Raw genomic sequence first — 13,525 nt, 5'->3', positions numbered from 1 at the left:
CTCGTCGGCCGCCCGATCGACCGGTTGCCGCCGGTCAGCCGACGTCCCAGACCGGTTCCGGCGTCTCGGTCACCTCACCGTCGCCGCCGAACAGTACGAACCGGTCGAACGACCGGGTGAACCAGCGGTCGTGGGTGACCGCGATCACCGTGCCGTCGAACGCCTTCAGCCCCTCTTCGAGCGCCTCCGCCGAGGCCAGGTCGAGGTTGTCCGTCGGCTCGTCGAGCAGCAGCAGGGTGGCACCGGACAGTTCCAGCAGCAGCACCAGGAAGCGGGCCTGCTGACCGCCGGAGAGGGTGCCGAAACGCTGGTCACCCTGGGCCGCCAGCTCGTACCGGCTCAGCGACGCCATGGCCGTGTGCCGGTCCATCCCCTTCCGGTGGTCGTCACCCCGCCAAAGGATCTCGACCAGGGTCTTCTGCATCAGTTCCGGGCGGTCGTGGGTCTGCGAGAAGTGCCCCGGCCGGACCCGGGCACCGAGCCGGACCATGCCCGCGTGCGCGACCGGCGTGAGCAGGTGCCCGCCGTCGACCGGACCGTTGGCCGGTTCGGGGTCGGTGCCACCGCGGGCGAGCAGGCGCAGGAAGTGCGACTTCCCGGTACCGTTCGCGCCGAGCACGGCCACCCGGTCGCCGTACCAGAGTTCCAGGTCGAACGGGTACGTCAGCCCGTCCAGCTCCAGTTGTTCGCAGATCACCGCACGTTTGGCGGTCCGCCCGCCGGACAGCCGCATCCGGATGTCCTGGTCCTTCGGCGGCACCGGTGGCGGGCCGGCCTCCTCGAACTTGCGCAGCCGGGTCTGCGCCGCCTGGTAACGCGAGGCCAGCCCGTCGTTGTACGCCGCCTTCTGCTTGTACATCAGCATCAGCTCGCGCAGCTTCTGGTGTTCCTCGTCCCAGCGGCGGCGTTGCTCGTCGAGCCGGGCGTGCCGGTTCACCCGCGCCTCGTGCCAGCTCCCGAAGCCGCCCGGATGGGTCCAGGCGCTGCCGCCCTCGACGGCGACCACCCGGCCCGAGGTCTGGGCCAGCAGCTCCCGGTCGTGCGACACGTAGAGCACCGACTTCGTCGACTCCCGCAGCCGCCCCTCCAACCACCGCTTGCCCGGTACGTCGAGGAAGTTGTCCGGCTCGTCGAGCAGCAGCACCTCGTCGCCGCCACGGAGCAGGATCTCCAACGCGAACCGCTTCTGCTGCCCACCGGACAGCGTCCGTACGGGACGGGTGCGGGTGGTCTCCCAGGGCAGGTCGAGCACGATGGTGGAGACGGTGTCGAAGAGCACCTCGGCGTCGTACCCGCCGGCCTCGCCCCAGGCGCCCAGCGCGTCCGCGTACGCGAGTTGGGCCTTGCCCGCGGCGGTGCTGAACTTGCCGCGCACCTCGGCGGCGTGCAGCGCGGCCTCCGCCTCGGCGAGCCGCTTCCCGGCGGTACGCAACGCGGGCGCCGAGATGGACAGGGCGAGGTCATACAGCGTCGACTCGTCGCCGATCATGCCGATGAACTGGCGCATCACGCCCAGGCCGCCGGAGCGGGCGATGCCACCGGTCGGGGTGGGCAGGTCACCGGCGACCATCCGCAACAGGGTGGTCTTGCCGGCGCCGTTCGGGCCGACCAGGGCCACCTTGGCACCCTCGCCGACCCGGAACGACACGTCGGCGAAAAGTTCCCGGCCGTCGGGCAGGGTGTACCCGACCCCGGACACGTCTATGTAACCCACGCGGGCATCCTGCCCTGTGCGGCGGGTCCGGCGGTACCGGGTTTCACCGGGTGATCCGCAGCACCCGGTAGCCCTTCTGGCTGGCCGGACGCTCCACCTGCCAGCCCTGCTCGGTCAGCCAGCGGTGCAGCGAGTCGCCGCCGAGGTGCCGGCCGACCACCAGCCAGCCGACGCCGTCCGGGGTCAGCCGGGGCAGCCAACGGGTGAGCATGGTGTGCAGCTCGGCCTTGCCGATCCGGATCGGCGGGTTGGACCAGATCTCGGCGAAGGTGACGTCGTCGGGCACCTCGTCGGGGGCGGCCACCCGGATCCGCCCCGCGGCACCGACCCGTACGGCGTTCTCGCCGGTGAGTTCGCGGGCCCGCTCGTTGACGTCGACGGCCCAGACGGTGGCGTCGGGCGCCTCGCTTGCCAGCACGCAGGCGATCGGCCCGTAGCCGCAGCCCAGATCGAGCAGCGGACCGCTGCTGCCGGGCGCGGGCAGGTCGGCCTTGCGCAGGAGTACGGCGGTGCCGGGGTCCAGCCGCGCGGCGGAGAAGACGCCGCCGGCCGAGACCAACGAGTAGTCCCGTCCGGCGGCCGAGAACTCGATCTCACGACGGTCGGGGGCGGTACCGGGTTGGGCGGTGAAGTAGTGGTCGCCGGTCGTCACGCATCGCATTCTCGCCTACCGCTGTTGTCCCGCCGCAGGCGTGGTCGCGCTCGGCGTACCGCTGGGGTTTCCTGCCCGAATGTCTCGTCTTTCATCTGGTGTGATTCATGGGTAGAGGCGCCAAATGCGACCTTTCCATTACCCTGAGCGACATGACGGACGGGCACGGTACGGGCTTCGGCGGGTGGTCCCCGCCGCCCGACCGCGACCCCGACCGGGCCGAGCCCGGTACCGGTCGGACCCGCCCGCCCGCACCTCGCGGCCCCGGCGGCGGACACCGTCGCGGCGATCCCGGGCCACCGCCCCCACTCGGCCCACCGGCACCCGCCCACGGCTCGGACTTTCCGACCGACCGGACCGGCGGCACAACCGACGGAGACCGGTGGCCCCTCGCCGGTCCGGGTCGGCGGCCGACGCCCGGAGGTCGCGCCGAGCCACCCCACCTGGCCGTCCCGCCCCGCACCCGATCGGCACCGGAGTACCCGGTGACACCGACCCCGCGCCCGGCACCGGCAGCCCACCCGGCGCCGGAACGGATCACGACCTGGACCGCCGGGCAGACCCGGCCGAACGACCGGCGGCTTCCCCCGGTCGGCGACTCTCGACCGGTCGACGCACCTCACGGCGGGGCCGGGACGGACGGGCGAGCCCTCCGACCGCTGGGCCCGCCGTTGCCCCGCCGGCCCTCGGAGGCACTGCCCCGCCCCTCGGGGACTCCTGGCCGGCCCTCGGAGGCACTGCCCCGCCCCACGGTGAACCCCTCCCGTTCCTCGGTAGCAGCGGACCGGGTGCCGGCGGGACCGGGCCGGCTGACGGAACCCGCTGCCCGGCCCTCGTTCCAACCGGGGCGTGATCGCCCACCTGCGCCGGCACAGGCGGCGCTGCGGCCGCCGCCCGACCCGGACGCGGCCCGACCGCCGGCGCAACGGGTACCGCTGCGCCCGGCGCCGGATCGGGCGCCACCGGCCCGGGGCGGCACCGGGGGCGGCAACCCGGCGCGACCGGCGTCGCGCTTTCCCTCCCCCGCACTGCCGAGACCCCCGCGTGGCGTACCGGACCTTCCCGCCGCGCCGCCAGCGGGCGAGGCCGGCTCCGGTGACGGTTCGCGACCGGTCCCCGGTGCACACCCGCCGCCGGGCAGAGCACCGGCGACGCCGGAGACACCTCGGCCCCGCACCGGCTCGGCCCAGGTCAGCATGGCCCAGATCCGCGCCGCCCAGACCGGCACCGGCCCCCCGTTACGGGGTACCGACGCCGGGCAGGGCCGAGCGGACCGTCCCGCCCACGACCGCATCCCCACGAACATCCCGGCCCGGCCCGGCACCGCGCCACCGGCCGCACGTTCCGACCCGCCCCCCGGTCCGACCCTCACCCGGCCCGGAACCGCCCCGGTCCCGCCCCGAACCCCAGCCGGCATGGTCCCGGCCCGAGCCGGTTCCGACCTGGTCCTGGTGCGGCGCGGCGGGAGTGGAGCCATTCCGGTGGCGGCGACGACTCGGGACCCGAAGCACACCTGGCAGTGGGTGATAGGTGGGCTCGGCACGCTGGTGCTGCTGGCCGTCTGCGGGCTCAGCTCCTACTTCATCATCGCCGACGAACGGCAGGGTCGGGCGGGACGCGAGTCGGCCGAACGGACCCCGCCGACCGCCGTACCCCGCGACATCAGCGCTCGCACCGTCGACCCGGCGCCACTGACCGAGAACGAGGTGTTCCCCGCCGAACAGATTGTGATCAACCCGGCGGAGCCCGCGTACCAGGTGCTCAAGACGTCTGCCGCCGCCGACTGCGCCACCGCCGCCACCGGCGAGATCAGCACCCTGCTCGCCGCACTCGGCTGCGACCAGGTCGTACGCGCCACCCTGCGCTCGCCGACCGGCAACCACCTGGTCACGGCCGGCGTGTTCAACCTGGCGGACGCGACCGGCGCCGAATGGGCGCACCAGAAGATCAAACCGATAGTGGACGGTGGCAAGGGTCGGTTCCAGGGCCTCGTCGCGGGCAAGGGAACCGAGGCGGTCGCACTCGCCTCCGCGCAGGTCGGCTGGCACGTACGCGGGCACTTCCTGGTCTACTGCGTGATCGCCCGAACCGACCGTACGGCGATCGGCCACGACGACCCGTACGCCCGCCAGATCCTCTTCGACATGATCGAACTGCACCTGCGCGGCGACGTGCTCGAACGCCGGGCCACCCTGCCGGTCGGCGCGTCGACCGGGGCAACCCCGCCGGCCTGAGCCGCACCGGCGGGGCCGACCGACGAGCCATCGCCACCCCGCCGACTGCCGGGCGTCGAGGTCACGCCTGCGCCGGAAGTCGCAACCTACGGGTACGCAGCGCACGGTCGGCGTACTCGGCCGGGTCGGCGGGGTAGCCGACCTCGACCAGGGTCAGCCCGTGGGCCGGTGCCACGGTCACCTCGCTGGACCGCTCCCGCCGGTGCAGCAGACCCGCCGGCCACTCGACCGGCCGCCGCCCGTCGCCCGCGACCAGCATCGCCCCGACCAGGCTGCGCACCATCGACTGGCAGAACGCGTCGGCCTGGACCGTCGCCACCAGGATCCCGTCCGGGTCCCGACGCCAGTCCAGCCGGGTGACCTCGCGCAGCGTCGTCGCGTGCTCCTTGCGCCGGCAGTACGCGGCGAAGTCGTGCTCGCCGACCAGCCCGGCCGCCGCGGCCGCCAACGCGGTCAGCTCCAGTGGACGCGGCCAGGCGAGGATCTCGTGCCGGCGCAGCGGCTCCACCCCGTACGGCGCGTCGGTCACCCGGTACTCGTAGCGGCGGAAGGTCGCCGCGAAGCGGGCGTCGAACTCGTCCGGTACCTCGGCGATGGCGCGCACCCGGACATCGCCCGGCAGCAGCCCGGCCAGCCGGCGCAGCAGCGAGCCGGTGACCGACGCCCAGGCGGCATCGGCCAGGTCGACGTGGCAGACCTGGCCGGTGGCGTGCACCCCGGCATCGGTACGACCGGCCACCGTCAACCCGGTCACCGAGTCCGCGCCGAGCACCCGCACCAGCACCTCGGTCAGCACCCCGGCGACCGTACGGCGCCCCGGCTGGGCCGCCCAGCCGGAGAAGTCGGTGCCGTCGTACGCGACATCGAGCCGTACCCGGGTGTAACCGTCCACTGCCGTACCCCCTGAACCCGCCGTACCGGAAAAGGAACGGGCCCGGCACCCCCGCGAGAGGGTGCCGGGCCCGACGTCAGCCCGAGGTCAGGACTTGGCGTTGTCAGCCTCGTCGGTGTCCTCGCGGGCGGCCGCCGTGTCGCCCGACACCGACTCCGGCGCCTCGGCGTCCTGGTCCCCGGCGTCGGCCGGACGGGTCTCGGTCTCGTCCGTGGGGGCGAGCGCCTCGACCTTGTCCTGCTGGGCCGCCTTGCGGGCGGCGGTCTTCTGCCCGGTGGTACCGGTCGGCGCCGGGGCGACGACCAGTTCCTCGACCAGCTCGATGATCGCCATCGGCGCGTTGTCACCCTTGCGCGGTCCGGTCTTCACGATCCGGGTGTAGCCACCCGGACGGTTGGCGTACCGGGGCGCGATCTGGTCGAACAGGGTGTAGACGACGTCCTTGTCCTTCACCGTGCCCAGCACCTTGCGGCGGCTGGCCAGGTCGCCGCGCTTGGCCTTGGTGATGAGCTGCTCCGCCAGGGGCCGCAGCCGCTTGGCCTTGGTCTCGGTCGTCTTGATCTTGCCGTGCTGGAACAGCGCGGTGGCCAGGTTGGCCAGCATCAGCCGCTCGTGCGCGGGGCTGCCGCCGAGGCGGGGACCCTTGGTGGGCGTGGGCATGCTTGGTGCTCCTCAATAGTGGGCAGCTGATCTCCAGCTAGCCGAAAATCAAAGCTGCTCGGTCTCGCGGTAGTCGTCGGTGTCGTAGTCGCCCTCGCCAAAGGTGTCCACGACGTGCGCCGGGTCGAAGTTGGGAGCCGAGTCCTTCAGCCCCAGGCCCATCCCGGCGAGCTTCATCTTGACCTCGTCGATCGACTTCTGACCGAAATTCCGGATGTCGAGGAGGTCTGCCTCGGTGCGCCCGATGAGCTCACCAACGGAGTTGATGCCCTCGCGCTTGAGGCAGTTGTAGGAGCGGACGGTGAGGTCCAGCTCCTCGATCGGCAGCGCCAGGTCCGCCGCGAGCTGCGCGTCCTGCGGCGACGGGCCGATGTCGATGCCCTCCGCCGTCTCGTCCAGCTCCCGGGCCAGGCCGAAGAGCTCGACCAGGGTGGAACCGGCCGAGGCCAGGGCGGTACGCGGGCCGATCGACGCCTTGGTCTCGACGTCGATGATCAGACGGTCGAAGTCGGTGCGCTGCTCGACCCGGGTCGCCTCGACCCGGTAGGTCACCTTCAGCACCGGCGAGTAGATCGAGTCGACCGGGATCCGGCCGATCTCGGCGCCGGACTGCTTGTTCTGCGCGGCGGTGACGTAGCCGCGACCCCGCTCGACGGTCAGCTCCATGTCGAGCCGGCCCTTGCCGTTCAGGGTGGCGAGCTTGAGGTCACCGGTGTGCACCGACACCCCGGCCGGCGGCTGGATGTCCGCGGCGGTGACGTCGCCGGGGCCCTGCTTGCGCAGGTACATGCTGACCGGCTCGTCGTGGTCGGAGCTGACGCAGAGCTCCTTGACGTTCATGACCAGCTCGACCACGTCCTCCTTGACACCGGGGATCGTGGTGAACTCGTGCAGGACGCCGTCGATCTTGATCGAGGTCACGGCCGCGCCCGGGATGGACGACAGCAGCGTACGCCGGAGCGAGTTGCCCAGGGTGTAACCGAAGCCCGGCTCAAGCGGCTCGATGGTGAACCGGGACCGGGTCTCGCTGATCGACTCCTCGGAGAGGGTCGGCCGCTGGGTAATAAGCACTTCTGTTCTCCTTGGTTCGGGGCGCCCACCATTTGACGCCCGTCTGTGTTGCCATGCCAGCTCGCTGGCGACCGCCCGGGGTCGGATCCGGGGCCGACCACGGCAACGCTGTGCCGTACGGCCAACCCCGGACCGATCCGAGCGGTTGTCGGGCCTACTTGGAGTAGAGCTCGACGATCAGCTGTTCCTGGACCTGCGTGTCGATGACCTGCCGGGCCGGGAGCGTGTGCACCAGGATCTTCATCTGGCTGGGGATCGCCTCCAGCCACGCCGGCACGGTCCGGGAACCGGCCTGTGCCTGCGCGACGACGAACGGAGTCATCTCCTTGGACTTCGCCCGGACCTCGACGATGTCGTGTTCCTTGATGCGGTACGACGGGATGTCGACCTTCTTGCCGTTCACGATGAAGTGACCGTGCTTGACCAGCTGGCGGGCCATGTCCCGGGACTGGGCGTAGCCAGCCCGGTAGACCACGTTGTCCAGCCGCGACTCAAGGATTTGCAGGAGGACCTCACCGGTCTTCGCCTGCTTGGCCACAGCCTCCTCGTAGTACCCGCGGAACTGCTTCTCCAGCACGCCGTAGACACGACGGGCCTTCTGCTTCTCGCGAAGCTGGAGCAGGTACTCGGTCTCCTTGGTCCGACCCCGGCCGTGCTGTCCGGGCGGGAACGGCCGGGACTCGAACGGGCACTTCGGGCCATCGCACTTGCTGCCCTTGAGGAACAGCTTCATCTTCTCCCGCCGGCAACGGCGGCAGTCAGCACCGGTGTAACGAGCCATCTCTCTCTACCTCTCAGACCCGACGACGCTTCGGCGGACGGCACCCGTTGTGCGGCTGCGGGGTGACGTCGGAAATCTGCCCGACCTCCAGCCCGACGGCCTGCAACGAACGGATAGCGGTCTCCCGGCCGGAGCCGGGGCCCTTGACGAACACGTCGACCTTGCGCATGCCGTGCTCCATCGCCCGACGCGCGGCGGCCTCGGCGGCCAGCTGAGCGGCGAACGGAGTCGACTTGCGGGAGCCCTTGAAGCCAACCTGGCCGGCCGAGGCCCAGGAGATGACCGCACCGGTCGGGTCCGTGATGGACACGATGGTGTTGTTGAAGGTGCTCTTGATGTGCGCCTGCCCGTGGGCGACGTTCTTGCGTTCCTTGCGCCGGACCTTCTTGACGGCGGCCCCGGCGCGAGCCTTCGGTGGCATAAGTCTGTGCGCTCCTAGTGTGGGAAGTCCGGCCAGGCTCTATCGAGCTGAACCCGGATTCCGGTATCGGGAAATCGGCCCGCGCCCTATCGGGCGGGACCGGAATTCCGGTTGTTACTTCCGGCCGGCCTTCTTCTTGCCTGCCACGGTCCGCTTCGGGCCCTTGCGGGTCCGTGCGTTGGTACGGGTCCGCTGACCACGGACGGGCAGACCCCGGCGGTGCCGGATGCCCTCGTAGCAGCCGATCTCGACCTTGCGGCGGATATCAGCGGCGACCTCGCGGCGCAGGTCACCCTCAACCTTGAAGTTGGCCTCGATGTGGTCGCGGAGCTGGACCAGCTCCTCGTCCGTGAGGTCCTTGGCGCGCTTGTCCGGAGAGATCCCGGTCGCAGCGAGCGTTTGAACGGCCCGGGTCCGACCGACCCCGAAAATGTAAGTGAGCGCGATCTCCATCCGCTTGTCGCGGGGGAGGTCGACGCCGGCTAGACGTGCCATGCGCGGGCGTGCTCCTCGTGGTGTGCTCGCGGAGGTCTCTGGCCCGACCCATCCCACCTGCCCCGGTGGGCCCCGGCCTCCGACCGGGGGTCAGCCACGAGTGCACCGCTTGTGCACGCGCTCGTGGCTGGGACGAGCTTCTGTTGTGGTACTGGATCCTCTTGCGCTACGGATCGGCGACGAGGCTGCCCGACACCGGCCGGTCTAGTGGCCGGCCGATCGGAATCAGCCCTGGCGCTGCTTGTGGCGCGGGTCGGTGCAGATGACCATGACCCGGCCGTGCCGGCGGATCACCCGGCACTTGTTGCAGATCCGCTTGACGCTCGGCTTGACCTTCACGGGTTTGCCTTACTTCCCATAAGGCCCAGCGACGTGGACACGGCGCCGGACTTCGAGGACGGACACGGACATTCCGGCCGTCGTCAGATGACTGAATCCGAACCCGGATTCACTTGTAGCGGTAGACGATGCGCCCGCGGGTCAGGTCGTACGGCGAGAGCTCGACGACAACCCGGTCCTCGGGCAGGATGCGGATGTAGTGCTGCCGCATCTTGCCGCTGATGTGAGCCAGCACCTTGTGGCCGTTGGCAAGCTCGACCCTGAACATCGCGTTCGGGAGCGGCTCGATGACCCGACCCTCAATCTCGATGGCTCCGTCTTTTTTCGGCATGTCCTCCGCTGTCCTGACGTCGGTAATTCCGGACGGCTCACAACGCCTTACCCGGATGCCTGTTCGTCAAGATCAGGCAACCGGACCAGCCGCGGCTCCGACTCCCACCGAAGCGCAGGATGGGCATGCCGGAGTGGACGCTGTGCGCCGATCAGCCAGTGTACGCTCGCCCACGGATCGACACCAAACCGAGGTACCCCCGGTGTGGCGGATCGGACGAACCAGCCGATATTAGTCGGCTTTCCCGCCGAGCTGCCAGCCTTCCCGCTGGCCCGGTTCCGCGAGCCCGGCCGCCCCCGGCTCCGGGCTGGTCGACGGCGCCGACCCGGTGCGTTGCTCCAGCCGGGCCCGCTTCGCCGCCTTCTTCCGGGCCCGTCGCGCGGCCTCCAGCTGCGGCCTACCGTGCGCCAGGCCGCTCACGGTGCCCACCAGCAGCATCGCGCCCCACGGCCCGGCCACCCAGATCGGCCAGAAGTAGAGCACCTCCCAGGCCATCATCGAGATGATCGCCCAGCCGGCGACCGTGATCGTCACGACCGAGAAGTAGGGCGTCCAGTTCTCCAGCAACCACCGCCGGGTCGCGTCCGGGTAACGGCCGTCCGGACCGGGGACCAGCGGGTCCCGCGCCGCCGTGCCGACGGCCGGCGTCAGATCCGCCCGCCGCACCGTCGCCGGCTCCGGCAGGTCGGCCACCAGGCCGTCCAACTCGGCGTACGTCTTCGCGGCGTACGCCGCACGCAACCGCTCGTCGTACTCGTACAGGTCGAGTCGGCCCTCGTCCACGGCGAGCCGGAGCCGCTCGGCGACCAGTTGCCGATCGGCGTCCGCCGCCCGCATGTCGCCCCGCCGCTCCATGAGTACGAGGATGCCACCGCCCCGCCACGTTGGCGAGCGCCGACCGTCGCCTCAGACCGGTTCCGAGGTGGCCGGCTGCCGAGCGGTGACCAGGTCACCCAGACGGCCCCGACCACCGTCGGCGGCGGTGAGCACCCACACCCCGTCGGGCAGCAGGGCCATCGAGTGTTCGACGTGCGCCGCGACCGAGCCGTCCCGGGTCACCACGGTCCAGCCGTCGTCGAGTTCCGCCGTCCGCGGCGAACCAAGCGTGATCATCGGTTCGATCGCCAGGGCCATGCCCGGCACCAGCCGAGGGCCGCGCCCCGGCCGCCCGTGGTTGAGCACGTGCGGGTCCTGGTGCATCTCGGTGCCGATGCCGTGCCCACCGTACCCGTCGACGATGCCGTACCGCCCACCCTTGCGTACCGCGATCTCCACCGCCGCCGAGATGTCGGTGAGCCGGCCCCGGCCATTGGCCGAACCACGCGCGGCGGCGGCGATACCCGCCCACATGGCATCCTCGGCCACCTCGGCCATCCGCAGCAGCTCCGGTTGCGCCTCGCCCACCCCGACCGTGATCGCCGCGTCGCCGTGCCAGCCGTCAAGGATCGCGCCGCAGTCGATCGAGATCAGATCACCGTCCCGCAGCACCTGCTTCGCGGACGGGATAGCGTGCACCACCTGCTCGTTGACCGAGGAACAGATCGACGCCGGGAAGCCGTGGTAGCCCTTGAACGACGGGATGGCACCGGCGTCGTGGATCACCGATTCGGCGATCGCGTCGAGGTCGGCGGTGGAGACCCCGGGTGCGACCGCCTCGCGCATGCGAGCCAGCGCCGCCGCGACGACCAGTCCGGCGGACCGCATCTTGTCGATCTGCTCCGGGGTCTTCAGCTGGATGTCCAGCTGGTGACGGCGCATGCCGCTCTACCTTTCGCTCGCGGGTCCGAAGGAATCCCCGCACCCGCATCTGTTCACCAACCGGGTGGCGTGACGCAGGCTCCCCGAAGCCGCTCCACGGGCACCGGGGTTGGGCCCCGCCGTGCCTGCGGCGGGATCAAGCCTGACCGCCCAGAGCGGGGTACGGCGGGGCCCAACCCCACACCGTTACCCGACCCTATCCCCCGTAAGAGCGGAGCGCATCGATAGCCCGGACCGTGACATCCTCCACCGGCCCGGTGGCGTCGATCCCCACCAGCTTGCCCTGGGCGCCGTAGTAGTCGACCAGCGGCGCGGTCTTGTCCGCGTACTCGCGGAGCCGCTCGGCGATCGTCTCGGCCTTGTCGTCGTCCCGCTGGAACAGCTCGGATCCGCACCGGTCGCAGATGCCCTCGCGGCTCGGCGCGTCGAACTCGATGTGCCAGATCTTGCCGCAGCCCCGACAGGTCCGCCGGCCGGAGAGCCGGCGGATCACCTCGTCGTCGTCCACGACCAGTTCCATCACCAGGTCGAGCGCCGTACCCAGGTCGGCCAGGAGCTTGTCCAGGGCCGCCGCCTGCGGCGTGGTGCGCGGAAAGCCGTCGAGCAGGAACCCCTCGGCGGCATCCGGCTCGGCCAGCCGGCCGCGCACCATGTTGATGGTCACCTCGTCGGGCACCAGCTTGCCGGCGTCCATGTAGCGCTTGGCCTCGACCCCCAGCGGCGTGCCCTGGGTGACGTTGGCGCGGAAGATGTCACCCGTCGAGATCTTGGGCACGGCCAGCTGGGCGGCGATGAACTCGGCCTGGGTCCCCTTGCCCGCCCCAGGGGGACCAACCAGAACGAGTCGCATCTAGCGCAGGAACCCTTCGTAGTTCCGCTGCATCAGTTGGCTCTCGATCTGCTTCACGGTCTCCAGACCGACGCCGACCATGATGAGCACCGCAGTACCACCGAACGGGAAGTTCTGGTACTGCTGGTTGTCCAGCCAGATGAAGAAGAAGTTCGGGAGGATCGAGATCGCGCCCAGGTAGATGGCACCCGGGAGGGTGATCCGGCTGAGGATGAAGTCGAGGTAGTCGGCCGTCGGCTTGCCCGGCCGGATACCCGGCACGAACCCGCCGTACTTCTTCATGTTGTCCGCGACCTCGGTCGGGTTGAACGTGATCGAGACGTAGAAGTACGTGAAGAAGATGATCAGCAGGAAGTACGCCACGATGTGCGTCGGACTGCTCGGATCGACCAGGTTGTTCTGGATCCAGGTCTGTACGTCGCCCGGGTTGTTCTGGTCGAAGAACTGCAACGCCAGCTGCGGCAGGTAGAGCAGCGACGAGCCGAAGATGACCGGGATCACACCCGCCTGGTTGACCTTCAGCGGGATGTAGGTCGAGGTGCCGCCGTACATCCGCCGGCCGATCATGCGCTTGGCGTACTGCACCGGGATCCGGCGCTGGGCCTGCTCGATGAAGACGACCAGGGTGATGACCACCAGGACCAGCAGGATGACCAGGAGGAACATGTCCCAGCCCTTGGAGGTCTTGATCGACCAGCCCTCACCCGGCAGCCGGGCCGCGATCGAGGTGAAGATCAGCACGGACATGCCGTTGCCGACGCCCCGGTCGGTGATCAGCTCGCCGAGCCACATGACCACACCGGTACCGGCGGTCATCGTGATGACCAGCACCGCCAGGGTGAGCCACATCGGCAGCCCGGTGTTCTCCGGGACGATCGGGAACTGGTCGCACTGGTTGTTGAAGAGCTGCCCGGAACGGGCCAGCGCCACGAACGCCGACGCCTGGAGGACGCCAAGGCCGAGCGTCAGGTAGCGGGTGTACTGGGTGATCTTCGCCTGACCGGACTGACCCTCCTTGCGGAGCTGCTCCAACCGCGGAATCACCACGGTGAGCAGTTGCAGGATGATCGACGCGGTGATGTAGGGCATGATGCCCAGCGCGAAGACCGACAGCGACAGCAGCGCGCCGCCGGAGAAGAGGTTCAGCAGCGACAGGACGCCGTCGGTCTGGATCGTGTCCAGGCACTTCTGCACGTTCCCGAAGGACACACCTGGGCTGGGCAGCGTCGCACCGAGTCGGTAGACGCCGATGATAGCTACTGTGAACAGCAGCTTTTTGCGCAGGTCAGGCGTACGAAACGCACTGAAAAAGGCGGAGAGCAACTTC

15 protein-coding genes are annotated in these 13,525 nt (G+C 70.3%); 1 reads left to right on the top strand and 14 read right to left on the bottom strand.

All coding sequences use genetic code 11. The features are described from left to right. Window positions 1-34 precede the first annotated feature (34 nt). Together OG792_RS03210 and OG792_RS03205 are read right to left on the bottom strand one after the other, a co-directional pair. Window positions 35-1,714, bottom strand: coding sequence for an ABC-F family ATP-binding cassette domain-containing protein (locus tag OG792_RS03210; protein WP_329107168.1), 1,680 nt, complete (start codon window positions 1,712-1,714; stop codon window positions 35-37). Window positions 1,715-1,757: 43 nt separating this feature from the next. Next, window positions 1,758-2,366, bottom strand: a complete 609-nt coding sequence (locus tag OG792_RS03205) for a class I SAM-dependent methyltransferase (RefSeq protein WP_329107167.1) — start codon at window positions 2,364-2,366, stop codon at window positions 1,758-1,760. A gap of 1,415 nt (window positions 2,367-3,781) precedes the next feature. Here OG792_RS03205 and OG792_RS03200 point away from each other — a divergent pair. After that, a complete protein-coding gene (locus OG792_RS03200; protein ID WP_329107165.1) occupies window positions 3,782-4,600 on the top strand; it encodes a hypothetical protein in 819 nt (272 codons plus the stop codon). Between the two features lie 61 nt (window positions 4,601-4,661). Here the strand turns inward: OG792_RS03200 and truA are convergent, their stop codons facing one another. From truA to secY, 12 genes are all read right to left on the bottom strand, one after another. Then, on the bottom strand, window positions 4,662-5,492 hold the full coding sequence (gene truA / locus OG792_RS03195; protein ID WP_329107163.1) for a tRNA pseudouridine(38-40) synthase TruA: 831 nt from the start codon (window positions 5,490-5,492) through the stop codon (window positions 4,662-4,664). 87 nt (window positions 5,493-5,579) lie between these two features. Continuing rightward, on the bottom strand, window positions 5,580-6,152 hold the full coding sequence (gene rplQ, locus OG792_RS03190) for a 50S ribosomal protein L17 (RefSeq protein WP_329107162.1): 573 nt from the start codon (window positions 6,150-6,152) through the stop codon (window positions 5,580-5,582). 48 nt (window positions 6,153-6,200) lie between these two features. After that, a complete protein-coding gene (locus OG792_RS03185; RefSeq protein ID WP_121158425.1) occupies window positions 6,201-7,223 on the bottom strand; it encodes a DNA-directed RNA polymerase subunit alpha in 1,023 nt (340 codons plus the stop codon). A gap of 154 nt (window positions 7,224-7,377) precedes the next feature. Next, window positions 7,378-8,004 (bottom strand): 30S ribosomal protein S4, encoded by a 627-nt coding sequence (gene rpsD, locus OG792_RS03180; RefSeq protein WP_329107160.1) that lies wholly within the window; start codon window positions 8,002-8,004, stop codon window positions 7,378-7,380. 13 nt (window positions 8,005-8,017) lie between these two features. After that, window positions 8,018-8,425, bottom strand: coding sequence for a 30S ribosomal protein S11 (gene rpsK / locus OG792_RS03175; RefSeq protein WP_007073011.1), 408 nt, complete (start codon window positions 8,423-8,425; stop codon window positions 8,018-8,020). A gap of 114 nt (window positions 8,426-8,539) precedes the next feature. Further along, complete coding sequence (rpsM, locus tag OG792_RS03170) at window positions 8,540-8,920, bottom strand: 30S ribosomal protein S13 (protein WP_326561078.1); 381 nt, start codon at window positions 8,918-8,920, stop codon at window positions 8,540-8,542. 225 nt (window positions 8,921-9,145) lie between these two features. Continuing rightward, window positions 9,146-9,259 (bottom strand): 50S ribosomal protein L36, encoded by a 114-nt coding sequence (rpmJ, locus tag OG792_RS03165; RefSeq protein WP_012184307.1) that lies wholly within the window; start codon window positions 9,257-9,259, stop codon window positions 9,146-9,148. Window positions 9,260-9,368: 109 nt separating this feature from the next. Continuing rightward, the gene (gene infA / locus OG792_RS03160; RefSeq protein WP_007073013.1) at window positions 9,369-9,590 is read right to left on the bottom strand and encodes a translation initiation factor IF-1; all 222 of its coding nucleotides are present in this window, start codon (window positions 9,588-9,590) and stop codon (window positions 9,369-9,371) included. Window positions 9,591-9,821: 231 nt separating this feature from the next. Beyond that, window positions 9,822-10,445 carry a DUF1707 SHOCT-like domain-containing protein gene (locus tag OG792_RS03155; RefSeq protein WP_329107158.1) on the bottom strand — a complete coding sequence of 208 codons (624 nt, stop codon included), beginning with the start codon at window positions 10,443-10,445 and terminating at the stop codon, window positions 9,822-9,824. Window positions 10,446-10,496: 51 nt separating this feature from the next. Beyond that, window positions 10,497-11,348, bottom strand: coding sequence for a type I methionyl aminopeptidase (gene map / locus OG792_RS03150; RefSeq protein WP_329107157.1), 852 nt, complete (start codon window positions 11,346-11,348; stop codon window positions 10,497-10,499). 196 nt (window positions 11,349-11,544) lie between these two features. Next, window positions 11,545-12,198: an adenylate kinase gene (locus tag OG792_RS03145; protein ID WP_329107155.1), complete on the bottom strand. Its 654-nt coding sequence runs from the start codon at window positions 12,196-12,198 to the stop codon at window positions 11,545-11,547. Continuing rightward, window positions 12,199-13,521 carry a preprotein translocase subunit SecY gene (gene secY / locus OG792_RS03140; protein ID WP_329111078.1) on the bottom strand — a complete coding sequence of 441 codons (1,323 nt, stop codon included), beginning with the start codon at window positions 13,519-13,521 and terminating at the stop codon, window positions 12,199-12,201. It lies immediately after the preceding gene. Window positions 13,522-13,525: the final 4 nt, after the last annotated feature.

The sequence above is a fragment of the Micromonospora sp. NBC_01699 genome (genome assembly GCF_036250065.1).
GTDB lineage: Bacteria > Actinomycetota > Actinomycetes > Mycobacteriales > Micromonosporaceae > Micromonospora_G.
The sequence above is the reverse complement of the archived record's forward strand: the minus strand, read 5'-3'. Positions and strand labels throughout refer to the sequence as shown.